At 70.0% G+C, this 22,020-nt stretch carries 20 protein-coding genes and 1 pseudogene; 9 read left to right on the plus strand and 12 right to left on the minus strand.

Going from position 1 to position 22,020, the window contains the following annotated elements; translation table 11 throughout:
* Positions 1-237 precede the first annotated feature (237 nt).
* On the plus strand, positions 238-780 hold the full coding sequence (locus AC07PU_RS09105) for a DUF421 domain-containing protein (protein ID WP_495316863.1): 543 nt from the start codon (positions 238-240) through the stop codon (positions 778-780).
* On the opposite strand, the gene AC07PU_RS09110 is transcribed toward AC07PU_RS09105, so the two are convergent.
* The 3 genes from AC07PU_RS09110 to AC07PU_RS09120 all read right to left on the minus strand — a co-directional run bounded on the left by AC07PU_RS09110 (position 773) and on the right by AC07PU_RS09120 (position 2,494).
* A complete protein-coding gene (locus AC07PU_RS09110) occupies positions 773-1,681 on the minus strand; it encodes a lysylphosphatidylglycerol synthase domain-containing protein (RefSeq protein ID WP_495317261.1) in 909 nt (302 codons plus the stop codon). The two genes, AC07PU_RS09105 and AC07PU_RS09110, sit on opposite strands and share 8 nt — an antisense overlap.
* A gap of 192 nt (positions 1,682-1,873) precedes the next feature.
* Entirely contained in the window at positions 1,874-2,101 is a 228-nt protein-coding gene (locus tag AC07PU_RS09115) for a hypothetical protein (protein WP_093343276.1), read from the minus strand.
* Positions 2,102-2,224: 123 nt separating this feature from the next.
* Entirely contained in the window at positions 2,225-2,494 is a 270-nt protein-coding gene (locus AC07PU_RS09120; protein WP_093343278.1) for a hypothetical protein, read from the minus strand.
* Positions 2,495-2,716: 222 nt separating this feature from the next.
* On the opposite strand from AC07PU_RS09120, the gene AC07PU_RS09125 reads away from it, so the two are divergent.
* The 3 genes from AC07PU_RS09125 (at position 2,717) to AC07PU_RS09135 (ending at position 5,171) form a co-directional block, all read left to right on the plus strand.
* Positions 2,717-2,983 carry a hypothetical protein gene (locus AC07PU_RS09125; protein ID WP_057589671.1) on the plus strand — a complete coding sequence of 89 codons (267 nt, stop codon included), beginning with the start codon at positions 2,717-2,719 and terminating at the stop codon, positions 2,981-2,983.
* A gap of 104 nt (positions 2,984-3,087) precedes the next feature.
* The gene (locus AC07PU_RS09130; RefSeq protein WP_495316866.1) at positions 3,088-3,867 is read left to right on the plus strand and encodes an APH(3')-II family aminoglycoside O-phosphotransferase; all 780 of its coding nucleotides are present in this window, start codon (positions 3,088-3,090) and stop codon (positions 3,865-3,867) included.
* A gap of 35 nt (positions 3,868-3,902) precedes the next feature.
* Complete coding sequence (locus AC07PU_RS09135) at positions 3,903-5,171, plus strand: acyl-CoA thioesterase/bile acid-CoA:amino acid N-acyltransferase family protein (RefSeq protein WP_495316868.1); 1,269 nt, start codon at positions 3,903-3,905, stop codon at positions 5,169-5,171.
* Between the two features lie 194 nt (positions 5,172-5,365).
* Here AC07PU_RS09135 and AC07PU_RS09140 read toward each other — a convergent pair whose 3' ends face one another.
* Positions 5,366-7,006 (minus strand): long-chain-fatty-acid--CoA ligase, encoded by a 1,641-nt coding sequence (locus AC07PU_RS09140; protein WP_495316870.1) that lies wholly within the window; start codon positions 7,004-7,006, stop codon positions 5,366-5,368.
* 136 nt (positions 7,007-7,142) lie between these two features.
* On the opposite strand from AC07PU_RS09140, the gene AC07PU_RS09145 reads away from it, so the two are divergent.
* Together AC07PU_RS09145 and AC07PU_RS09150 are read left to right on the plus strand one after the other, a co-directional pair.
* Positions 7,143-7,943, plus strand: coding sequence for a phosphodiesterase (locus AC07PU_RS09145; RefSeq protein WP_495316872.1), 801 nt, complete (start codon positions 7,143-7,145; stop codon positions 7,941-7,943).
* Position 7,944: 1 nt separating this feature from the next.
* Positions 7,945-8,325: a hypothetical protein gene (locus AC07PU_RS09150; protein ID WP_495316874.1), complete on the plus strand. Its 381-nt coding sequence runs from the start codon at positions 7,945-7,947 to the stop codon at positions 8,323-8,325.
* A 12-nt stretch (positions 8,326-8,337) separates the two neighbouring features.
* Here the strand turns inward: AC07PU_RS09150 and AC07PU_RS09155 are convergent, their stop codons facing one another.
* Positions 8,338-9,516 carry an acetyl-CoA C-acetyltransferase gene (locus AC07PU_RS09155; RefSeq protein ID WP_495316877.1) on the minus strand — a complete coding sequence of 393 codons (1,179 nt, stop codon included), beginning with the start codon at positions 9,514-9,516 and terminating at the stop codon, positions 8,338-8,340.
* A gap of 395 nt (positions 9,517-9,911) precedes the next feature.
* Between AC07PU_RS09155 and AC07PU_RS09160 the strand changes: the two are divergent.
* Positions 9,912-10,307: pseudogene (locus AC07PU_RS09160) on the plus strand (MarR family transcriptional regulator); the annotation flags it as partial.
* A 12-nt stretch (positions 10,308-10,319) separates the two neighbouring features.
* On the opposite strand, the gene AC07PU_RS09165 reads toward AC07PU_RS09160, so the two are convergent.
* A complete protein-coding gene (locus AC07PU_RS09165; protein WP_057589659.1) occupies positions 10,320-11,102 on the minus strand; it encodes an SDR family NAD(P)-dependent oxidoreductase in 783 nt (260 codons plus the stop codon).
* 135 nt (positions 11,103-11,237) lie between these two features.
* Between AC07PU_RS09165 and AC07PU_RS09170 the strand changes: the two genes are divergently transcribed.
* On the plus strand, positions 11,238-13,964 hold the full coding sequence (locus AC07PU_RS09170; RefSeq protein ID WP_495316880.1) for a winged helix-turn-helix domain-containing protein: 2,727 nt from the start codon (positions 11,238-11,240) through the stop codon (positions 13,962-13,964).
* A 53-nt stretch (positions 13,965-14,017) separates the two neighbouring features.
* The gene (locus AC07PU_RS09175) at positions 14,018-14,680 is read left to right on the plus strand and encodes a hypothetical protein (RefSeq protein WP_495316882.1); all 663 of its coding nucleotides are present in this window, start codon (positions 14,018-14,020) and stop codon (positions 14,678-14,680) included.
* 20 nt (positions 14,681-14,700) lie between these two features.
* Here the strand turns inward: AC07PU_RS09175 and AC07PU_RS09180 are convergent, their stop codons facing one another.
* The 6 genes from AC07PU_RS09180 to AC07PU_RS09205 form a co-directional block, all read right to left on the minus strand.
* The gene (locus AC07PU_RS09180) at positions 14,701-15,768 is read right to left on the minus strand and encodes a branched-chain amino acid ABC transporter substrate-binding protein (RefSeq protein WP_495316884.1); all 1,068 of its coding nucleotides are present in this window, start codon (positions 15,766-15,768) and stop codon (positions 14,701-14,703) included.
* Positions 15,769-15,957: 189 nt separating this feature from the next.
* Complete coding sequence (locus AC07PU_RS09185; RefSeq protein WP_495316887.1) at positions 15,958-17,106, minus strand: acyl-CoA dehydrogenase family protein; 1,149 nt, start codon at positions 17,104-17,106, stop codon at positions 15,958-15,960.
* A 48-nt stretch (positions 17,107-17,154) separates the two neighbouring features.
* The gene (locus AC07PU_RS09190; protein ID WP_495316889.1) at positions 17,155-18,714 is read right to left on the minus strand and encodes a long-chain-fatty-acid--CoA ligase; all 1,560 of its coding nucleotides are present in this window, start codon (positions 18,712-18,714) and stop codon (positions 17,155-17,157) included.
* Between the two features lie 50 nt (positions 18,715-18,764).
* Positions 18,765-19,877, minus strand: coding sequence for a CaiB/BaiF CoA transferase family protein (locus AC07PU_RS09195; protein WP_495316892.1), 1,113 nt, complete (start codon positions 19,875-19,877; stop codon positions 18,765-18,767).
* A 111-nt stretch (positions 19,878-19,988) separates the two neighbouring features.
* A complete protein-coding gene (locus tag AC07PU_RS09200; protein ID WP_495316894.1) occupies positions 19,989-20,558 on the minus strand; it encodes a DNA-3-methyladenine glycosylase I in 570 nt (189 codons plus the stop codon).
* 25 nt (positions 20,559-20,583) lie between these two features.
* The gene (locus tag AC07PU_RS09205; RefSeq protein WP_495316896.1) at positions 20,584-22,020 is read right to left on the minus strand and encodes an amidase; all 1,437 of its coding nucleotides are present in this window, start codon (positions 22,018-22,020) and stop codon (positions 20,584-20,586) included.

A 22,020-nucleotide genomic window follows, 5' to 3' on the forward strand; every position in this document is an offset into this window, starting at 1 on the left:
GAGAGTCGAAACGCAATGCATGCCAGACCTCGCAATCTGCAACGGGAGGACAAGGCCATCGCCAAGGCACCACGGGCCAGCGACGGCCGCCTGCGACAACGCTGCACTCATCATGCGGCCCATGGCGTAGGAAGCGGCCCCTTGCGCGGACAAGCCGAGGCGCCTTCGCCGTCGCCTGCAAGCGATCGCGCGTCCGGCCGACGCTTCGCGCGCGCGCACCTTGCCCACAGTGCCCGCATGTCCGAACTCGCCGCCCTCCTCACCCCCGAACTGCCCCTCTGGGAGATGGTGCTGCGCGGCAGCGCCGTCTACTGGTTCCTGCTCGTCGTGTTCCGCTTCGTGCTGCGGCGCGATGTCGGCTCGCTCGGCGTGGCCGACCTGCTGTTCGTGGTGCTGGTGGCCGACGCCGCGAGCAATGGCATGCAGGGCGACTACAAGACCCTGGGCGACGGCTTCGTGCTGCTGAGCACGCTGATCGCCTGGAACTTCGGGCTCGACTGGCTCGGCTACCACGTGAAGGCGGTGTCGCGCTTTCTCGATCCGCCGGCCGAGGTGATCGTGAAGCATGGCCGGCCGGTGCACCGCGCGCTGCGCCGGCAGATGATCACGCGCGAGGAGCTCGAGGCCAAGCTGCGCGAACAGGGCGTGGAGAGCATCGCGAAGGTGCGGGTCGCGCGCATCGAGAGCGATGGCCAGCTCAGTGTCTCGACCTACGCCGACGACAAGAAGGACAAGCCGCGGCAACCGCCGCCCCGTACCGGCAGCGAGGCCGTCAAGTAGCGGCGGCATCGACCGCGGTATCGGGATGGTTCGATGCATGGCGCTCGAGCATCAGGTACAGCAGCACCCCGCCGCCCAGCGGCAGCAGGTAGTAGAGCGCGCGGTAGGCCAGCACCGCGCCCATCAGCGTGCCCTGCCGCACGCTGCCCGACAGCAGCGCGAGGTACACCGCCTCGAGCACACCGAGCCCCGCTGGAATGGGCGTGAACACGCCCACGATCGAGGCCGCCATCAGCACCGACAGCGTGGTCGCGTACGGCACCTTCTGCCCCAGCAGTAGGTACATCGCCGCGCCCATCAGCGCCCAGTTGCAGGCCGACAGCGAGATCTGCAGCAGCGCGAGCCGCGCCGAGGGCAGCTGCACGCTGCGCCCGCGCAGGGTCCAGCGCTTGCCGCGCGCGACGCCGCAGGCGATCACGTAGCCGATCGCGAGCGCGATCATCAGCACGCCGATGGCACGGAAGGCCACCACGCCCAGGTGCGCCTGGCGCGGCGGGTCGATCGCGCCCGCGGCAAACAGGCCGCCGGCCAGCAGGCCGTAGCCCAGCCAGTTGGTCGCAAGGCTGAGGCCGACGATCTGCGCCACCGTGGCCTCGTCGAGCCCGGCGCGCGCATAGAGCCGCGCGCGCATCGCGACGCCGCCCACCAGCGAGCCGAGGTTCAGGTTGAAGGCATAGCTCGTGACCGCGATGGCCCAGGTGCGCCAGGCGGCGAGCTTGTGCCGCGTGTGCAGCCGGCCGAGAAGGTCAAAGCAGCCGTAGAGCGCATGGCTGGCGGTCGAGAGGGCGAGCACGCCGAGCAGCAGCCACAACGGATAGCGCTGCAGCGCATGCCAGGCACCGGCCCAGTCGACCTTGTGCGCGTGCGAGAGCAAGAGCCCCAGCACCACGATGCCGAGCACGGGCAACGCCCAACGCTTGCAGCGGCGCCAGAGGCCTTGGGGAACGGAGGCGGCGTCGGTATGGTCCGCCTCGCGGGAGAGTGTGGCTGTGGCGGCGGTCTGTGGCATCGTGGGCCGATCATCGGGACCGGTCCGGATGCCCGACAGTCGCCGCGAGCGCTTGTGTGCGTAGTCCGGGAACGATGTCCCGGATCACGCACCGGCCTTACCCGGCGGCAGCTTGACCTTGGTGACCGTCACCGAGACGGGGTCGCTGGCGGGAAAGGATTCCTCCACGCCGCTGTCGAGCGCATCCTCGCTCGGTGCCTCGTGGGTGGGCTTGTCGTGTTCGGGGGCGGGCTTGCCGTGCGACTCGGCGGTGGGAAACGGAAAGGGCTTGCTGGTGTCCTTGGGGTCGCGGGTATCGGTCTTCGAAGCCATGAGGGTTCTCCTTCCAGAAAGAGAGAGGGAAAGCACGCGGTGCGTCCACCCACTCTGGAAAGCGGCCCGTCCCGGCGCGTAGGACAACACGCGCCGTGGGCCGTCGCCGCGAGAGCGAACGCCTCAGCGGGGAATGCGGATGAAGTCTTCCGAGGTCAGCGAGATCAGGCAGCGCGGCTCGTCGCGATAACGCTCCCGGGCCTTGGCCTCGATCGCGTCGAAGTAGGCGCGGCAGGCCTCGAGCAACTGGGGGCCGCCCTCGCGCACGCCGAATTCATCGTGCAGCGCGTCTTCCGTGATCTCCGCCAGCACGCGCTGGCCCTGCGGACCGTTCGGGTAGAACGCGAAACGCACCGTGGCGGTGTCGAAGCAATAGATTCCTTCGAAGTTCATCTCTCTTGTCTCCAGCGGGTTGCATCTTGTTTCGTCGCGCCGACTAGAGCGCTTCGCGCGGGCGCGCTCGCGAGGACGAAATCCAGTCCCGATGCAGGACTCCTCCTACAACACCAAAGGCCTCGCGACGCTGCGCCTGCGCGCATCGGCGATGTCGTCCCACGCGGGCCTCCCCGGCTTTCGGCGAGGCTTTGGACTTCCAATCCGAGGACCTCCACGACCATGAATACCACCGCCACTTCACGCCTCGACGCCCGCATCGCCGGCGTGGTCGAGTTCCGCGCGGGCGATGGCCCGCAGATCCGCATTCCCGAAGGCGTCTGCCAGGCGCTGGTCGCGGACGACAGCGTGGTGCTGACCTGGACCGAGGACGGCAATCCGCTGACCGCCGCGATCCCGCGCATCGAGTTCGATCGCTTCGTCACCGAGGGCCAGATCGTGCTGGGCCACGCGGAAGAGGACGCCGCCGACGCGCCGAAGAAGGACTAGCGCGCAACGGCCCGCGGGCCGGTGGTGGCTTGCTTGAAAAGGCGAGCGCGAGCGACGACGATGCGTGCCGCGCCATCCGCGCCACGCCCTGGAGTCCTTCGCGCTTGAATCCCCTGCCCCCTTTTCCTCACACCTGGCGTGCCCGCCTGGCCGATGCCCACTGGCAGCGCCAGACGATCGGCGAATCGGGCGCCGATGTGTTTCGCATCGAGGCCGCCGATGGTGCCTTGCTGTTCCTCAAGTCCGAGCCCGTGGCGCCCCTCGCAGAACTGCCGGGCGAAATCGCGCGGCTCGAATGGCTCGCGCGCCAGGACCTGCCCGCGCCCGCAGTGCTCGACCAGGCGCTCGAACACGATCGCCATTGGCTGCTGATGAGCGCCGTGCCGGGCCGCGATCTCGCATCGGGCCCGTTCGGCCCGGCCGAGATCGTCGTGCACATGGCCGATGCGCTGCGCCTGCTGCACCGGGTGCCGGTCGCCACCTGCCCCTTCGACCATCGCCTGGCACACCGGATCGAGGACGCACATGCGCGCGCCGTGGCCGGCCTGGTCGACGAGAGCGATTTCGACGACGAGCGCGCGGGCTGGACCGCCCTCGATCTGTTCGAGCGACTGCACGCGACGCGGCCCGCGCACGAAGACCTCGTCGTGACCCACGGCGATGCCTGCCTGCCGAACCTGATGGCAACGGCCGACGGCTTCACGGGCTTCATCGATTGCGGCCGCGTCGGCGTGGCCGACCGCTGGCAGGACCTCGCGCTGGCCGCGCGCAGCATCGGCTTCAACCTCGGCGAGGGCTGGACCGCGCCCTTCTTCGAACGCTACGGCATCGCGCCCGATGCCGAGCGCATCGCGTTCTACTGCCTGCTCGACGAGTTCTTCTGAAGGTGCGCCGAAGGTGGCGCGGGGAGAATGCGGGCATGAAATTCGATCCCCTGCCATCGCAGTGTCTCGTCGACCAATCGCTGGAGATCCGCCTGCGCGGTCTCGCACCCGGCGAGCGCGTCGTGCTGCAACTGTGCAACCGCTTCGGCCACCAGGTGACGCAATCGGAGGCCCACTTCGTGGCCGACGCCAGCGGCACGGTCGATCCCGCGCGGCAGTCGCCGGTCGCGGGCAGCTACGAGCGCGCCGACGCGATGGGCCTGTTCTGGTCGCGCGCGCTGGTGCCGCCCGAGCGCGTGGGCGGCATCGCGGGCCTGCACGACGATCCGCTGACCGCCACGCTCAGCGCGGTGCGCGAGAGCGACGGCAGCGCGGTCTCGGTCTCGATCCGCCGTGTGTATGTCGGCGACGGCGTGCGGCAACGGGATGTCAGGGAACGCGGCCTGGTCGGCCAGTTGTTCGAACCCGCGGGCGCGGGCCCGCATCCGGCCGTGCTCGTGCTCGGCGGATCGAACGGCGGCCTGGCGTGGTCGCAGGAGATGGCCGCGCTGCTCGCCTCGCATGGCTTCGCCGCGCTGGCGCTGGCCTACTTCGCGGCCGAGGGCTTGCCGCCCACGCTGGACCGCATTCCGCTCGAGTACTTCGGCACCGCGCTGGAATGGCTGGCCGAACAGCCCGGCGTGCGGGCCGACCGCATCGGCACCGTGGGCGTGTCGCGCGGCGGCGAACTCGCGCTGCTGCTCGGCGCGCACTTTCCCGCCATCGGCTGCGTGATCGGCTATGTGCCCAGCGGCATCGTGTGGCCCGCCTATCCGGCGAGCGGCCATGGCGCATGGACGCTGGACGGCGAGGAGATCGATTTCGCATCGACGCTCACGCACGCGCAATGGGACGAAGCCGTCGCCCAGGGCCTCGCGCGCGCGGACAGCTTCGACTGGTACCTGATCCCGCTGCGCGATCCCGCGCTGCTGGAGCGAAGCTCGATCAAGGTCGAGAAGATCAACGGACCGGTGCTGCTGATCTCGGGCGAGGCCGATGGCCTGTGGCCTTCGACCGATCTCGCCGACTTCGCGCTGCAGCGCCTGCTCGAAAAGAAATTCGCGCACCGCGCCGAGCACCTGAGCTACCCGCGCGCCGGCCATTCGATCGCCTGGCCGAACGCGCCGACCACCATGACGCGCTCGGTTCATGCGATATCCGGCGAAACGATGGACCTGGGCGGCACGCCCGAGGGCAATGCGCGGGCGCGCAGCGATTCGTGGCCGCGCATGCTCGCCTTCTTGCGTGATGCGCTGCAGCGCTGAAAGCGCCCCCGGATTTCCGTCGCTCTACCACGATTTTTTGGATGGAACCGCGGGGTGGCGCAGTCTTTTTTGCACGGTCGGGAGCCCCTGCCTATTCAACAGGCAATGTGGTGGGAAGCCCCGTCAATCCTCGCTTCGCCCATCCGCTCCCCGCACAACCCACAGAGTTGTCCACAGAAAAATCGAACAAGTCATCAAACCGACTTGGTCGCGACATATCCCTTGAACATTTCCCGCAGGCGGGTCTTGAGCAACTTTCCGGTGGCCGTATGCGGCAGGCTGTCGACGAAGACCACGTCCTCGGGCAGCCACCACTTGACAACGCGCTGCGCGAGGAAATCGCGCAACTGCGAAGCGGTCACTTCGCTGCCGGGCCGCTTCACCACGACGAGCAGCGGCCGCTCGGTCCACTTCGGATGCGGGATGCCGATGACCGCGGCCTCGGCCACCGCCGGATGGGCGCTGGCCGCGTTCTCGAGGTCGATCGACGAGATCCATTCGCCGCCCGACTTGATCACGTCCTTCGCGCGGTCGACCAGCTGCACATAGCCGTCGGCATCGATGGTGGCCACGTCGCCGGTCGGGAAGAAGCCCTCGGCATCGAGCACGCTGCCGCCCTCGCCGCGGAAGTAGCCGCTCGCGATCCAGGGCCCGCGCACATGCAGGTGGCCGAAGGCCTTGCCGTCGTGCGGCAGGCGCCGGCCGTCCTCGCCGACGATCTTGAGCGCCACGCCCCAGACACCGCGGCCCTGCTTCATCTTGATGCCGATCTTCTCGTCCTCGCTCAAGGCCGCATGCTTGGGCAGCAGGTTGCCGATCACGCCGATCGGGCTGGTCTCCGTCATGCCCCAGCCCTGCACGAAGTCGGCGCCGAAGTCGCGTTCGAAACGCTCGATCATGCTGCGCGGCGTGGCGGCGCCGCCGAGGCCGATGCGCTTGAGGCCCAGCGCGCGCGGATCGAGTTCGGGATGGGCATCGAAGTACTGGAACAGCATCAGCCACACCGTGGGCACGGCCTGCGAGATGCTGACCTTCTCGTCGCGCATCAGCTCGTAGAGGTTCTGCGCGTCGAGGTGCGGGCCGGGCATCACCAGCTTGACGCCGGCCATCGCCGCCGCGTACGGCATGCCCCAGGCATTGGCATGGAACATCGGCACCGCGAGCAGCAAGGTCATGCCCGAGTTCACGCCGAAGGTGTCGGGCGTGCACTCCATCAGCGAGTGCAGCACGGTCGAGCGGTGCGAATAGAGCACGCCCTTGGGATTGCCCGTGGTGCCCGAGGTGTAGCACAGCGACGAGGCCGTGCGCTCGTCGAACACGGGCCAGTCGTAGTCGTCGCTCTGCGCATCGATCAGCTCGTCGAAGCACAGCAGGTTCGGCACGTCGATGGCCGGCATGTGGGCGCGGTCGGTCATCGCGATGAAGGCGCGCACCGAGCGCAGGCCCGGCGCGAGCTTCTCGACCAGCGGCGCGAAGCTGGTGTCGAAGAACAGCACCTTGTCTTCGGCGTGGTTCACGATGTAGTCGATCTGCTCGGGAAAGAGCCGTGGGTTGACGGTGTGCAGCACCGCGCCCGCGCCCGACACGCCGAAGTACAGCGCCAGGTGCCGGTGCGTGTTCCAGGCCAGCGTGCCCACGCGGTCGCCGCTCGCGATGCCGAGCTGCGCCATCGCGTGGGCCACCTGCTTCGCGCGCCGGTGCACCGCGTCGTAGTCGGTGCGCACGATCGGTCCCTCGACGCTGCGCACCACGATCTCGGTGTGCGGGTGGAAGGTGGCGGCATGCTCGATAAGCGACGAGATCAAGAGCGGGCGGTCCTGCATCAATCCGAACATGGGGGCGTCTCCTGTGCTGGGGGCCGCCGCATCGTGGCAGCAGCGCGCCGGGGCGGCATCGTCGGAACGGACGATTGAGGGCGCGCGGCGGGAACGGAATCTGCGTGATGATGCGAAACCACCGGATGCCCGCCCCATGTCCATGCTCATCGCCCAGATCTCCGACCCGCACGTGCGCCCCGCCGGCGTGCTCTACCAGGGCGTGGTCGATTCCAACCGCATGCTCGAGGAGGCCATCGCCCACCTGCATGCGCTCGATCGCCGGCCCGACCTGGTGCTGCTGACCGGCGACCTGGTCGACGAGGGCCGGCCCGAGGAATACGCGCAGGCGCGCCGGCTGCTCGCCACGCTCGAAGTGCCGCTGCTCGTGATGCCCGGCAACCACGACCACCGCGAGCACTTCCGCGCGGCCTTCGCCGACCACGGCTACCTGCCGGCCACGGGCGCGCTGCACTACTGCATCGACGACCATCCGGTGCGCATCGTCGCGCTCGACGTCTGCGTGCCCGGCCTGCACCATGGGCTGGCCGATGCGGAGGGCCTCGCCTGGCTGCAGCGCACGCTGGAGGCCGACCGCACCAGGCCCACGCTGCTCATGCTGCACCACCCACCGTTCATGAGCGGCATTCCGTACATGGATGCCTACCGCTGCATCGACACCGAGCCGCTCGAAGCCGTGGTGCGCGCGGCCGGCAACGTGGAGCGCGTGCTGTGCGGCCACGTGCACCGCGGCATGCTGCGGCGCTGGGCCGGCACGGTGGTGTGCAGCGCGCCGAGCACCACCACCGAGATCGCGCTGCGGCTCGCGAGCGACGCGGCACCGGCCTCCTACTTGGGCCGGCCCGGCTGCCTGCTGCACCTGTGGGACGAGACGCACGGCATGGTGAGCCACCTGAGCCACATCGGGCCGATGCAGGGGCCCTACCCCTTTGCCTGACATGCGGATGCCGACCATCGCGGGACTGCGTGCCTCGATCCTCTGCGCGGCCGCCTGGCTGGCCTGCGCCGCGCCGGCCTTCGCCAACGGCAGCCTGTCCTGCGCAGGACGGCCCTATGCGGTGGAGGTGCAGTTCAGCCTGTCGACCGGTGAACTGACGGAACTGATCGTCGCGCGCGAGCAGCACGGCGATCTTTCATCCGAACGATTCACGCCACGGCGCCGGTCCATCGACTACGCGCGCCGCACCGTGCAGGCGAGCGGCACCAGCGTCGAGCGGCCGTCCCGCACCGCAACGCTGCGCATCGCCCAGGCCCGCGGCACGCTGACCCTCGCGGGCCGCCGCTACCGCCTGCGCTGCGACTGGAACGGCCTGGGCTGAAGCGCCCCGCGTTCAGAGCCGCTCGACGATCGTCACGTTCGCCATGCCGCCACCCTCGCACATGGTCTGCAGCCCATAGCGCTTGCCGCGCTGCCCGAGCGCATGCACCAGCGTCGTCATGAGCTTGGTGCCCGAGGCGCCCAGCGGATGGCCGAGCGCGATGGCACCGCCGTGGACGTTGAGCCGTTCGGGATCGGCGCCCGTCACCTGCAGCCAGGCCAGCGGCACCGGCGCGAAGGCCTCGTTGACCTCGAACAGGTCGATGTCGGAGATCTTCATGCCGGCCTTCTGCAGCGCGCGCTGCGTGGCCGGGATCGGTGCCTCGAGCATGATCACCGGGTCGTGGCCCATCACGCTCATGTGGTGGATGCGCGCGAGCGGCTTCAGGCCGAAGGTCTTGAGGCCGCGCTCGTTGACCACCATCACGCCGCTGGCGCCGTCGCAGATCTGGCTCGCGGTCGCGGCGGTCACGCGCCCGCCCTCGGCGATCAGCTTGACCGCGCCGATGCTCTCGAGCGTCGCGTCGCCGCGGATGCCCTCGTCGGCCAGGTGCATCTCGCCGGGCTCGCTGCCATCGGCCAGCCGCACCGCCACCGGCACGATCTCGCGCTCGAAGTGACCGGCGCGCGTGGCCGCGGCCGCGAGCTGGTGGCTGCGCAGCGCATAGGCATCGAGCTCGGCGCGCGCGATGCCGTAGTTGGCGGCGATCATCTCGGCGCCGGTGAACTGGCTGAACTCGACGCCGGGGTAGCGCTTCTGCATGCCGGGGCTGACATAGAAGCCCAGCCCGTTCTTCAGCGGCAAGGTGGTCGGCAGGCCCATGGGCACGCGCGTCATGCTCTCGACCCCGGCCGCGATCACCACGTCCATGCTGCCCGACATCACGGCCTGGGCCGCGAAGTGCAGCGCCTGCTGCGACGAGCCGCACTGGCGGTCGACCGAGGTGGCCGGCACCGACTCGGGCAGGCGCGAGGCCAGCACCGCGTTGCGCGCGATGTTCGAGGACTGCTCGCCGGCCTGGCCGACGCAGCCCATGATGACGTCCTCGATGGCGGCGGGATCGACGTCGGTGCGCGCGACCAGCGCGTCGAGCACCTGCGCGGCGAGGTCGGCGGGATGCCAGCCGGCCAGGCGGCCGTTGCGGCGGCCTCCAGCGGTGCGGGCGGCGGCGACGATATAGGCTTCGGGCATGGGTTCTCCTGGGGCTTGGTGTGACTCGGGGAATTGTTGGCCCCCAGGATATGGCGGGCGTCGTCGGATCGGACGATTTTGGGCGCGGGCCTGGCGGTGTCGAAACACCGGCTCGCACTTGACCAGGAAGGCCCGCATGCACTCGCGCGCATCCTCGGTCGCGAGGTGCGCATGCAGCTGTCGGCACCCGATGCGCACAAGGATCGGCGCTTCTTGCTCCATGGGCATACGGGCTGGCTCCTGCCAGTCGACGACGATCCTCTGCCGGGCGATCAGCGCGGACAGCACCGCGCCCTCCTCGACCAGCAGTTTGCGAAGCTCAGATCGCTACCGGCTCCGCGCCCAGGCCGGCATCGCGCGACTTGAACGCGGGCTGCGCGAGTGCTTTGCCGATCTCGCGGCTCACTGGAGCGAGGGGCCAAACACGCAGCAGGGAGGTGCTCGGCGCGCTGTCGCTCGACGAGGCGAAGGGGGATGAGCGTGGGCGACCTGGCGCGTTACCTGAAGGTGAGCCGGCAGGACCTCTCGGGCCTGCTGAGCCGCATGGAGCGCGACGGCCATGTGAAGGGCGCGACCGGCGCTCACGCCTGGTGACGATGAGCGAGTCGGGACAGCATGTGTGGGTGGTCGAGGCGCAGCCGAAGATCTTTGCCTACCACGAGCAGGTGCTCGAGGGGTTCTCGGTCAACGACGTGACCCACACCCTACACTACCTGCTGAAGATCCTCGACAACATGCAGAAGGTGGACGACCGGCAGGGCGGTGCCGAGGAGCCGGCCGAGGAAGCGTGAAGCCGCGCGGCCTCAGCGCGGCGCCATGCGGATCGCCCCGTCGAGCCGCACGCTCTCGCCGTTGAAGTAGCCGTTGGTGATCATCAGCTCGGCCAGCGCCGCGTACTCGGCTGGGTTGCCCAGCCGCTTCGGAAACGGCACCGAGGCCGCCAGCGCGGCCTTCACGTTGTCGGGCGCGCCCTGCAGGAGCGGCGTGTCGAAGATGCCCGGCAGGATGGTGTTGACGCGGATGCCCTCGCTCATGAGGTCGCGCGCGATCGGCAGGGTCATGCCGACGATGCCGGCCTTCGAGGCGGTGTAGGCGGCCTGTCCCATCTGGCCGTCCTGCGCGGCCACCGAGGCGGTGTTGACGATGGCGCCGCGCTCGCCGTCCTCGAGCATGTCGAGCGTGAGCATGCCGGCGGCCGACTTGGCGATGCAGCGGAAAGTGCCCACCAGGTTGATCTGGATGATGCGGTCGAAGTTGGCGAGCGGAAAGTGCTTGATCTCGCCCGTGGCCTTGTCGCGGCTCGCGGTCTTCACGGCGTTGCCGGTGCCCGCGCAGTTGACCAGCACGCGCTCCTGGCCGTGCGCGGCGCGCGCGCGCTCGAAGGCCGCGTCGACCTGCGTCTCGGAGGTGACATCGACCTGGCAGAACACGCCGCCGATCTCGGCCGCGAGCGCCTCGCCCTGCGCCGCGTTGAGGTCGAACAGCGCGACCTTCACGCCATGGCCGGCCAGGCGCCGCGCGGTGGCCGCGCCGAGGCCGGAGGCGCCGCCGGTGACGACGGCGGCAATGCGGGAATCGAGTTGCATCTTCGGAGGTCCTTGCTGGATGGTTTGGCGCCGGCCAGTTTAGGAAGCAGAATCGACGCGGGCATCGTCGGAACCGACGGTATCCGCTTTCCCCCGCGGCGACCGCACGGCCCGCGCCCCACTCCGCCGTTCGCGATGTCGTCCGCTCCTTCCGCCCGCATCCTCGAGACCAAGCTCAGCCCGCCGGCCTTCGCCGCCACGCAGGTGCTGCGCGACGCGATCTGCGAACGCATCGCGGCCAGCGCGGTCAAGCTGGTGCTGGTGCGCGCGCCCGCGGGCTTCGGCAAGACCACCACCATGGCGCAGAGCCGCGAGCGCATCGAGGCACGCGGCATCGCCACCGCCTGGATCACGCTGGACCGTGCCGACAACGACGTCTCGCGCTTCCTGGCCGGCCTCGGCGAGGCCGTGCTGCGCCTCGGCGTGGAGGAGCCGCGCGCACGCACGCCCTTCGACGCGGTGGCCGCGCTGGCCGCGCACGACGCGCCCTTCGTGCTGTTCCTCGACGACTTCGAGGGGGTTCAGGAACCCGCGGTGATCGGGCTGGTGCGCGAGATCGTCGAGCACCTGCCGCGCGGCGGCAAGCTGGTGATCGGCTCGCGCGGCCTGCCCGACCTCGGCGTGGGCCGGCTGCGCGCGCGCGGCCAACTCGAGGAGATCGATACCGACCGGCTGCGCTTCAGCCTCGAGGAAACCGGCGCCTTCTTCGGCCTGCGGCCGCACGCCGGCGACGCCGCCGCGCAGGCCCTGCCGCACGAACTGCTCGCGCAGCTGCACCGCAAGACCGAGGGCTGGATCGCGGCGATCTGGCTGGCCTCGATGGCGCTCGAGCGCCATGGCAGCGCGACCGGCTTCGTCGAACGCTTCTCGGGCTCCGACCGCGCGGTGGCCGACTACCTGGCCGAGGACGTGCTCGCGCACCAGCCCGCCGAGGTGCGCGAGTTCCTGCTGCGCACCAGCATCCTGCGCCAGCTCGATGCCTCGGTGTGCCAGGCGCTCAACCCGCGCGCCGACAGCGCGGCCATCCTCGAGCGGCTGGCCGCGGCCAACCTGTTCCTGACGCCGGTGAACGGCGGCGCGGACGGCGACGGCGACGGCGCCTGGCGCTACCACAGCCTGTTCGCCGACTTCCTGCGCGCCCAGCTGGCGCGCGAGATGCCCGGCGAGATCGCGCGGCTGCATCTCGCGGCCTCGGGCTGGTACGAATCGCAGCAGCGGCCGGTGCCCGCGATCGACCATGCGATCGAGGGCGGCGACCATCCGCATGCGCTGACGCTGCTCGACAGCTATGCCGGCCGCTTCCTCGAGCAGGGCCGCATGCGCATGCTCGCGCGCTGGTTCTCGGCCATCCCCGAGCACCAGCTGCGCGAGCATCCCGCGCTGCAGCCGATCGCGCTGTGGGCCACCTGCTTCACGCACGGCCCCTGGCAGGCGATGCAGCAGCTCGAGAGCTCGGGCTGCCTCGACAGCCCCACGCCTGCGGTGCGCGCGAGCGCGCAGACGCTGATCCCGCTGCTGCTCGCGATGCAGGACCGGCACGACGAGGCCTACGAGGCCGGCCGCCTGAGCCTGGCGCGGCTGCCCACCGGCCTGCCCTTCGCCGACAGCGTGCTGCTCAACGCGATGGCGCACATCCTCGCGGTGCGCGGCGACCAGCACGAGGCGCAGCGCCTGCTCGACGCCGCGCGGCGCCAGCAGGGCAGCAGCACCTTCAACCGCATGTACACCGAGTCGCTGGCCGGCCTGTTCGACCTGCAGGAAGGCCGGCTGCGCCAGGCCACCGCGCGCTTTCGCATGGCGGTCGATGCGACCCATGCGGTCTCGTACAACCACAGCCACGGCAACGCCTGGGCCGGGGTGCTCTACGCGGGTTCGGTCTACGAGTCGAACCAGCTGCTGCAGGCCGAGCACCTGCTCAATGTCTACCTGCCGCTGGCGCGCGACGTGGGCCTGCCCGACCACATGATCCTGAGCCACGCGATGCGCTCGCGCATCGCCTTCCATGCGGGCGACATCGATGCCGCGTTCCAGGCCCTGACCGAGCTCGAGTACCTGGGCCACCAGCGCCAGCTGCCGCGCGTGGTGGCCGGCGCCAAGCTCGAGCGCTCGCGCATGCTGCTGCTGCAGGGCAACGGCCCCGCCGCGCGCGACGAACTCGCGCGCGCCGACGACCCGGCCCTGTGGGCGCGCGAGAAGCTCCAGCGCCTGCCCGCGCACGAGCTCGACTACCTGACCCTGGCGCGCGCACGCTGGGAGATCGCCTTCGGCGATGCACGCGCGGCCCTCGACAGCATCGACGCCGAGCTGCATGCCGCCCTCGCCGTCGCGCGGCTGCGGCGCGTGCTCAAGCTGCGGCTGCTGCGTGCATTGGCACTGCAGCGCGCGGGCAACCTGGCCGAAGCCATCGCCGAAGCCGCCGAGGTACTCAAGACCGCGAGCCACGAGGGCTACATGCGGCTGATCCTCGACGAGGGCCCGGCCGCCGCGCTGCTGGTGCAGCGCTTCGCGCACGCGCTGCACGACAGCGCCACCGCACGCGGCAGCAGCGACCCGATCCTCGGCGAATACGTGCAGCGGCTGCTGCAGGCGGCCGGGCCGATGGCCCCGCCCGATGGCGGCGAGCCGGAGAACGCCGACGCCGCGGGCACCGACGGCCTCGCGGCCAGCGAGCCGCTGACGCGCAAGGAGATCCGCGTGCTGCAGCTGCTGGCCGAGGGCTATTCGAACGGCGCGATGGCCGAGAAGCTGTTCGTGTCGGACAGCACGGTGCGCACGCACCTGCGCAACATCAACATGAAGCTCGATGCGAAGAGCAGGACGCAGGCGGTGGCGATCGCGCGGCGGCTGGGAGTGATCCGGTAGGGAGCGCCGCGGATAATTCGCGCGCGGGATTTCAGTATTTCAAGGAGGAGTTCATGTTCGCAGCGTATTCGGCCGGCATGCTGCTGGCCGCGGCCATGGCCGTGTCATCGCCGTCGATGGGCCAGACGGTCGAAGCGCCCAAGGTCTCGCCGGGAGACACCTGGAAATACCAGACCGTGGATCAATGGTCGGGACGCCCCAAGACCGAAGCCATGTTCACCGTGCTGGGCGTTACGGAGGAATACGTTCGCATGGAGATCGAGATGAGGAGCTTCGCGGCCAACGGCAAGCCCACGCGCTATCCCCCTTTCGAAATGACGAATCACGCGAACCTCGACATGGTGCATGTCGCCAACGGCAAGAACAGCACACGCGTCAACTTTGCCTGGCCTCTCTTTCCGGGCAAGCAATGGCGTTACGAGTACGCCACTTCAACGCCGGACAACAGGATCACCACCACCTTCCGGATGGCGGCTGAAGTGACGGGCTGGGAGGACGTGGAGACCAGCGCCGGCAGGTTCAGGGCGCTCAAGGTGGTTCACACCGGGACGGCGGACGCGGGACCTTCCGTGGGAGTCGGCAAGAATGCCTGGACCTCCTGGTACTCGCCCGAGGCGAAGAACTACGTTCGCTACCAGGTGGAAGTCACCGGGCCCGATGGCGCACCGGGGTTGCGAGAGGTCTCGGAACTGACTGCCATCACGGTGCGGCCCTAGGCACGGCGCCGCTCTCCTGATCAGCGCAGCACCGCCACATTGACGCGGCGCATGCCGTTGTAGGAATAGAGAATGATCGGCCCATCGCGCAGGTCGCCGCGGTCATCGAAAGAGATCGCGCCCGTCACGCCGGTGAACGAGATCGCCTTGAGCGCCGGCAGGTACCTGGCCGGCTCGGCCGAACCCGCGTTGCGCATGGCCTGCGCCATCACCTGCACGGCATCGTAGACATGGGGTGAAAAGAGCTGCGTCGACACGCCGAAACGCTGCTTGAACCGGTCCTTGAACGCGCGCAGGGCCGGCTGGTATTTCTCTTCGGTGCCGCCGGTTTCGGCGCACAGCACGGTGCTCCGCATCGCTTTGGCGCCGGCGAGCCGTGGCAATTCGCCGGTACAGATGCCGTCGCTGCCCATGAAGACAGGATTCAGGCCGGCTCCATGAATCTGGCGCAGCAACGGACCGGCCACCGTGTCCATGCCGCTATAGAAGACCAGATCGGGCTTCGAGGCGCGCAGCTTCGCGACCAGATCGCCAAGCTCGGCGCCGTCGTCCATCACCTGATCGCGGCGCAACACCGTGCCACCGGCCTGCAGCACGCCGGCCTCGAAGGCGTCGGCGATGCTGGTGCTGTAGTCCGTGCGGTCATCGACCACTGCGATCCGCCGGCCCCCGGCCACCTCGACCGCATAGCGGCCCAGCAACTCGCCGAGCCGATCGTCGTGCGCGATCACCCGGAACGCCGTGGCATAGCCCAACTGGGTGTAGGGCCGTCTGCTGGCGCTTGGAGAGATCTGGACGATGCCCGCATCGTGGTAGATCCTCGCGGTCGGAATGGTGACGCTCGAAGTCAGGTGCCCGACCACGCCGTTCACGCCCGCGACCACCAGCGACAGCGCCGCGCGGGGGCCCATCTGCAGATCGGCGCCGTCGTCGCGGGCCACGAGTTCGAACCGCGCGCGCCTGGTACCGATGAGGAGGCACCGCGCATTCAGGTCTTCGATGGCCAGCACGGCACCGTCCTCGTTGTCGCGGCCGAGATGGGCCAGCGCGCCGGTCATCGGCGCGACGTGCCCGATCCTGACGGTCACCGAACCTCCCGGCCCGGGCTCGCAATTCGACGCCACGGACGTCTGGGCACCACTCCCCGCACACGCCAGCACGCCGGCCGCAGCCACCACGCACACGCGCACCCAACGCTTCCCACCCACTCCCTGCAACATCCTGTTCTCCTCGCGGCCCACGGCCGGCGCGGATTCTAGGGGGCCCGGCAGGCCCACTCACAACGCCCGCGAGATCACCTCCTTCATGATCTCGTTGGTCCCGCCATAGATCCGCTGCACCCGCGCATCGGCATACATGCGCGCCACCATGTACTCGTTCATGAAGCCATAGCCGCCGAACAGCTGCAGGCATTCGTCGACCACCCGGCCCTGCGCCTCCGAGCCCCAGAGCTTCGCCATGGAGGCGGTGGCGGTGTCGAGCGTGCCGGCGACGAGCTCCTCGACGCAGCGGTCGATGAAGGCGCGACCGACCTTGATCTGGGTCGCGATCTCGGCGAGCTTGAACTTGGTGTTCTGGAACTCGGCGATGGGCTTGCCGAAGGCCTTGCGGTCGCGTACGTAGTCGAGCGTGGCCTGGTAGGCGCCCTCCATGGTGGCGAGCGCGCTGACGCCGATGATGGTGCGCTCGTAGGGCAGGTCGCCCATGAGCTGGAAGAAGCCCTGCCCCTCGACGCCGCCGAGCACGGCATCGGCGGCCACGCGCACGTCGTCGAAGAAGAGCTCGGAGGTGTCCTGCGCCTTCATGCCGATCTTGTCGAGCACGCGGCCGACGCGAAAGCCCTCGCAGCCCTCGGTCTCGACGATCAGGATCGAGGTGCCCTTGGCGGCCTGCGCGGGATCGGTCTTGGCGACCACCAGCACCACGCCGGCGAGGAAGCCGTTGGTGATGAAGGTCTTGGAACCGTTGATGACGTAGCCGCCGTCCTTCTTCTCGGCGCGCGTGCGCACGCCCTGCAGGTCGGAGCCGGCGCCGGGCTCGGTCATGGCCACCGCGCCGACCAGTTCGCCGCGCGCCATGCGCGGCAGGTAGTGCTGCTTCTGCGCCTCGGTGCCATGGTTGAGGAAGTAGTGCGCGACGATGCTGTGCACCGAGGTCGCCATGCCGCTGAGGCCGCGGCGCGCGGCCTCCTCGTAGAACACGGCCTCGTGGCGGAAGTCGCCGCCGGCGCCGCCGTATTCTTCGGGGATGTCGGCGCACAGCAGGCCGAGCGCGCCGGCCTTGCGCCAGATCTCGTGGCCGACGTGGCCGCGCTTGCGCGCCTCCTCGTCGTGCGGAACCATCTCGGCCTCGATGAAGCGCACCACGGTGTCGCGGTAGCGCTCCAGGTCCTCATCGCTCCAGGAGCGGCGAAAGTCGATCGTCATGTTCGGCGTGTCCTCGTTCGTCTCTTCGTTGATGTTCTGTGCGCGGCTTCACCCCACGCGGCGCTGCTTGCCGGCCCAGTAGGGATCGCGCAGCTGGAACTTCTGCAGCTTGCCCGCGGCCGACAGCGGCAGCGCATCGCGGAACTCCACGCTGCGCGGGCACTTGTAGCTCGCGATCTGCGCGCGGCAGTGCGCGATCACGGCCTCGGCTTCGAGCGCCATGCCCTCGCGCCGCACGATCACGGCATGCACGCGTTCGCCCCACTTATCGTCGGGCACGCCGATCACGGCCGACATCAGCACCTGCGGCAGCTGCGCGATGGCATTCTCGACCTCGGCCGAGTAGACGTTCTCGCCGCCGCTCACGATCATGTCCTTCATGCGGTCGACCACGAAGACGAAGCCCTGCGCGTCCATGTAGCCGCCGTCGCCGGTGTGCATCCAGCCGCCGCGCAGCGCGGCCTCGGTCTCGGCCGGCTTGTTCCAGTAGCCCTGCATCACCATCGGCCCGCGCGCGACGATCTCGCCGACCTGGCCCGCGGGCAGCTCGCGGTCCTCGCCGTCGACGATGCGCACCTCGGCGATGGCGATCGGCGTGCCGGCCGAACGCAGCAGGCGGTCGCGGTCGGGGCCCGGCAGATGGCAGCGCGGCGGCAGCGCCGTGACCACGGGCGACAGCTCGGTCATGCCGTAGACCTGCGCGAAGGCGGTGGCCGGCAGCGCGCGCATGGCCTGGTCGAGCAGCGCGGCATCGATGGGTGCGGCGCCGTAGAACAGCAGCTTCAGCCGCGACAGGTCGAATTCGCCGAAGCGCGGATGCTCGATCACGCGCTTGATCATGGTCGGCACCAGGAACATCTCGGTGACGCGCGCCTGCTGCAGGGTATCGAGCACCGCGAGCTCGTCGAACATCGGCACCACGTGCATGGGCACCAGCCGCAGCATGTTCTGGATCGCGATGCCGCAGCCGGCGACGTGAAACATCGGCGCGGCGACGATCGAGACCGCCTCGTGCCCATCGCGCGGCAGGGCCGCGACGGTGGCCAGCGCATCGATGCAGAGGCTGCCATGGCTCAGCATCACGCCCTTGGGTCGGCCGGTGGTGCCGCCGGTGTACATCACGGCCGCGAGCTCGTCGCCGGTGTGCGGCGCGTCGTCGATGGCCGCGGTGCCGGCCAGCAGCGCCTCGTAGCCGACCATGCCCTCGGGCACCTCGCGCTCGCCGCAATAGACCACGGTGCGCAGCGACGTGGAGAGCCGGCGCAGCTCGCCGACCAGCGGCGCGAACAGGTCGTCCACCAGCAGGATGCGGGTGTCGCAGTCGTCGAGCGAGTAGGCGACCTCCTTCGGGTTCCAGCGGATGTTGACGGGGTTGACGACGCCGCCGCCCCACCAGGTGCCGAAGAAGTATTCGACGAAGCGGTGCGAGTTGAGGCTCATCATGCCCACGCGGTCGCCGCGCGCCATGCCGAGCTGCCGCAGCGCGGCACCGAGCCGCGCGACGCGGTCGGTGAATTCGCCGAAGCCGAGGCGGTGCGCGCCGCTGACGATGGCGATGGCCTCGCCCTTCTCGCGGCGGCCCTTGTGCAGGGACTGGGTCAGGTACATGGGAGCCTCCTCTGTCTTGCCGATGCCGATGCGCGGCCGCGGGGCGGCGCTCAGGCCGCGCGCAGCGATGGCGCGGTGTCCTCGCCCACGCCCCAGCGCCGCAGCAGCGCCGCGCCTTCCTCGCGCGGCTCGCCCGAGAGCGCGGGCGGCGCGCTGCGGCTGAAGCGCGGCGCGGGCGCGGGCTGCACCACGCCGTCGACCTCGACGAAAGTGCCGCGCGCCACGTTGTGCGGATGCGAGGGCGCCTCGTCCCAGTCGAGCACCGGCGCGAAGCAGGCGTCGCTGCCCTCGAGCAGCGCGCACCACTCGTCGCGCGTGCGGGTGCGGAAAACGTCGGCCAGGCGCAGCTTGAGCAGCGGCCAGCGCGCGGCGTCCATCTGGGCATCGAAGGCCGGGTCGTCGGCGATGCCGCAACGCTCGCGCAGCAGCGCATAGAACTGCGGCTCGATGGCGCCGATGGCCACGTAGCGGCCGTCGGCGCAGGCATAGGTGTCGTAGAAGTGGGCGCCGCCGTCGATCAGGTTCTCGCCGCGCTGGTTGCTCCACCGGCCGCCCGCCTTGAGGCCGTACATCATGGCCGACATCAGCGCGGCGCCGTCGGTCATGGCGGCATCGACCACCTGGCCCTGGCCCGAGGCCTTGACCTCGTGCAGCGCCGCGAGAATGCCGAAGGCCAGGAACATGGCGCCGCCGCCGAAGTCGCCGACGTAGTTGAGCGGCGGCACCGGCGGCTCGCCCGCGCGGCCGACCGCGTGCAGCGCGCCGCTCAGCGCGATGTAGTTGATGTCGTGACCGGCCGCCTGCGCCAGCGGGCCGTGCTGGCCCCAGCCGGTCATGCGGCCGTAGACCAGGCGCGGATTGAGCGCGAGGCAATCGGCCGGACCGAGGCCCAGGCGCTCCATCACGCCGGGGCGGAAGCCCTCGATCAGCACGTCGGCGCGCGCGATGGCATCGCGCACGGTGGCGGCCGCGCCCTCGGCGCGCAGGTCGATCTGCAGCAGGCTGCGGCCGCGCGCGAGGATGTCGTTGGGGTTGCGCGGCGTGCCGGGCCGCTCGATGCGCAGCACCTCGGCGCCCATGTCGGCGAACAGCATCGCGCAGAAGGGGCCGGGGCCGAGGCCCGCCATCTCGATCACGCGCAATCCTTGCAATGGGCCCGGCATCGTCCGTCTCCTTGGCCGTGGGCGGCCTAGTCTGTATGGAGAACGATCTTGTCGCGGCCCGGGGGGTGCCGCATCGTCGGAAGAGACGAAAGAGGCGACGAGAAAAGCCGCTCAGCCCGCCTTGGCGACCTGCGAACGCCGGAAGCAGGCCGCGTCGTGGTCGTTGACGATGCCCACCGCCTGCAGCCAGGCATAGACGATGGTCGGGCCGACGAACTTGAAGCCGCGCTTCTTGAGTTCCTTCGACACGCGCTCGGACAGCTCGGAGGACACGGTGCGCGTCTTGCCGTCGTTCTCGATCACCTTGCCGCCGGTGAAGGACCAGCAGAAGTCGGTGAAGCTCTCGCCGCGCGCTTCCATCTCGTTGTAGATCTGGGCGCCGCGGATGGTGGCCTCGATCTTGGCGCGCGCGCGGATGATGCCGGGGTTGCCCATCAGCCGCTCGATATCCTTCTCGTCGAAGCGCGCGACCTTCCTGGGATCGAAGCCCGCGAAGGCCTCGCGGAAAGTGTCGCGCTTGCGCAGCACGGTGATCCAGGCCAGGCCGGCCTGGAAGCCCTCGAGCATCAGCGTCTCCCAGAGCATGCGCGGATCGCGCTCGGGCACGCCCCATTCGGCGTCGTGGTAGGCGCTCATCAGGGCATCGCCCTCGGCCCAGCTGCAGCGGGTGTGTTGCTTCATGCGCCGATGATATCGACGGCTCTGCTCAAGCGAGTTCGGGTCGCCGCGCCATGAATCCCGTGGCGGTCTCGAAAGCGGCCGACGCGCCCAGCAGCGTCGCGTCGTCCTGGAAACGGCCCACGAGCTGCAGGCCCAGCGGCATGCCGTCGCCGCCGAAACCGCTCGGCAGGCTGATGGCCGGATGCCCGGTCATGTTGAAGGGCATGGTCCATGGATACCAGTGCGCGCGCACGTTCTCGTAGGGCTGGCCGTCGATGTCGAGCGGCGCGAACAGGTCCTGCTCGAGCGCCACCGCGGAGCGCGTGAGCGTGGGCATGGCGAGCAGGTCGGCGTGCTCGAACAGCGCCTGCACGCGCTTGAACAGCTGCGAGCGCGCGAACATCGCCTCCTGGTACTCCACGCCGCTCACGCCGGCCGCCGACTCGACCTGGCGCCGGAAGGTCTCGCTGAAGCTGTCGGGATGCCGCTCGACCAGCGGTCCGAAGCGCGCGCGCCACACCGTGTGGTTGATCGCGCGCCAGATCGGCTCGACCTCGAAGCCTTCGCCGTCGAAGTGCTCGATGCTCGCGCCCAGGTCCGCCAGCGTGCGCAGCGCGGCCTCGAAGTTGCGCGCCACGTCGGCCGACACCGGCCGGCCCGGCGGCGCGGCGCAGCACAGCACGCGCCGGCCGCGCAGGTCGCCGGGGTTGGCGGCGGCCGCCACGTAGTCGTGCGAACGCAGGCCGATCGACCAGGGATCGACCGGCGACGGCCCGGCCATCGCCTGCAGCATCAGCGCGGTGTCGCCCACGGTGCGGGTCATCGGCGTGACGTAGGTCTGGTTGCCGTAGAGGTCCTGCGCCTGGCTGTGCGGGATCACGCCGACCGACTGCTTGATGCCGACCACGCCGTTGCAGGCGGCCGGGATGCGCGTGGAACCGCCACCGTCGGTGGCGACCGCGAGCGGCGCGATGCCCGCGGCGACCGCGGCCGCGGCGCCGCCGCTCGAGCCGCCGCAGGTGCGCGCGAGGTTCCACGGGTTGCGCGTGCTGCCGAACAGCGGCGAGTTGGTCAGCGGGCCCGAGCCGAACTCGGGCGTGGTGGTCTTGCCGATCAGGATCGCGCCCTGGGCGCGCAGGCGCGCCACGCTCACCGCGTCTTCGGCAGGCACGTTGTCGCGGTGGATCACGGCGCCGAAGGTGGTGGCCACGCCCTCGGTGTTGACCAGATCCTTGACCGAGAACGGAATGCCGTGCAGCGCGCCGAGCGGCCGGCCGGCCGCTATGGCGTCCTCCGCGCGGCGGGCCTCGGCCAGGGCGCGTTCGGGCGTCAGGGTGATGAAGCAGTTGAGCGTGGGCTGCAGGCGCTCGGCGCGCGCGAGCACCGCCGTCACCAGCTCGACCGGCGAGAGCTTGCGCGCGCGGATCAGGCCGGCCAGCTCGGTCGCGGGCGTGAAGAAGAGCGAATCGTCGGACATGGACAT

This window comes from Variovorax sp. GW821-FHT10D07 (assembly GCF_059415325.1).

Excerpts from the sequence above, each read along its gene's own strand:
- AC07PU_RS09105 (WP_495316863.1), top strand. The coding sequence starts at position 238 with ATGTCCGAACTCGCCGCCCTCCTCACCCCCGAACTGCCCCTCTGGGAG.
- AC07PU_RS09115 (WP_093343276.1), bottom strand. The coding sequence starts at position 2,101 with ATGGCTTCGAAGACCGATACCCGCGACCCCAAGGACACCAGCAAGCCC.
- AC07PU_RS09120 (WP_093343278.1), bottom strand. The coding sequence starts at position 2,494 with ATGAACTTCGAAGGAATCTATTGCTTCGACACCGCCACGGTGCGTTTC.
- AC07PU_RS09125 (WP_057589671.1), top strand. The coding sequence starts at position 2,717 with ATGAATACCACCGCCACTTCACGCCTCGACGCCCGCATCGCCGGCGTG.
- AC07PU_RS09135 (WP_495316868.1), top strand. The coding sequence starts at position 3,903 with ATGAAATTCGATCCCCTGCCATCGCAGTGTCTCGTCGACCAATCGCTG.
- AC07PU_RS09140 (WP_495316870.1), bottom strand. The coding sequence starts at position 7,006 with ATGTTCGGATTGATGCAGGACCGCCCGCTCTTGATCTCGTCGCTTATC.
- AC07PU_RS09145 (WP_495316872.1), top strand. The coding sequence starts at position 7,143 with ATGTCCATGCTCATCGCCCAGATCTCCGACCCGCACGTGCGCCCCGCC.
- AC07PU_RS09150 (WP_495316874.1), top strand. The coding sequence starts at position 7,945 with ATGCGGATGCCGACCATCGCGGGACTGCGTGCCTCGATCCTCTGCGCG.
- AC07PU_RS09155 (WP_495316877.1), bottom strand. The coding sequence starts at position 9,516 with ATGCCCGAAGCCTATATCGTCGCCGCCGCCCGCACCGCTGGAGGCCGC.
- AC07PU_RS09165 (WP_057589659.1), bottom strand. The coding sequence starts at position 11,102 with ATGCAACTCGATTCCCGCATTGCCGCCGTCGTCACCGGCGGCGCCTCC.
- AC07PU_RS09170 (WP_495316880.1), top strand. The coding sequence starts at position 11,238 with ATGTCGTCCGCTCCTTCCGCCCGCATCCTCGAGACCAAGCTCAGCCCG.
- AC07PU_RS09175 (WP_495316882.1), top strand. The coding sequence starts at position 14,018 with ATGTTCGCAGCGTATTCGGCCGGCATGCTGCTGGCCGCGGCCATGGCC.
- AC07PU_RS09185 (WP_495316887.1), bottom strand. The coding sequence starts at position 17,106 with ATGACGATCGACTTTCGCCGCTCCTGGAGCGATGAGGACCTGGAGCGC.
- AC07PU_RS09190 (WP_495316889.1), bottom strand. The coding sequence starts at position 18,714 with ATGTACCTGACCCAGTCCCTGCACAAGGGCCGCCGCGAGAAGGGCGAG.
- AC07PU_RS09195 (WP_495316892.1), bottom strand. The coding sequence starts at position 19,877 with ATGCCGGGCCCATTGCAAGGATTGCGCGTGATCGAGATGGCGGGCCTC.
- AC07PU_RS09200 (WP_495316894.1), bottom strand. The coding sequence starts at position 20,558 with ATGAAGCAACACACCCGCTGCAGCTGGGCCGAGGGCGATGCCCTGATG.
- AC07PU_RS09205 (WP_495316896.1), bottom strand. The coding sequence starts at position 22,020 with ATGTCCATGTCCGACGATTCGCTCTTCTTCACGCCCGCGACCGAGCTG.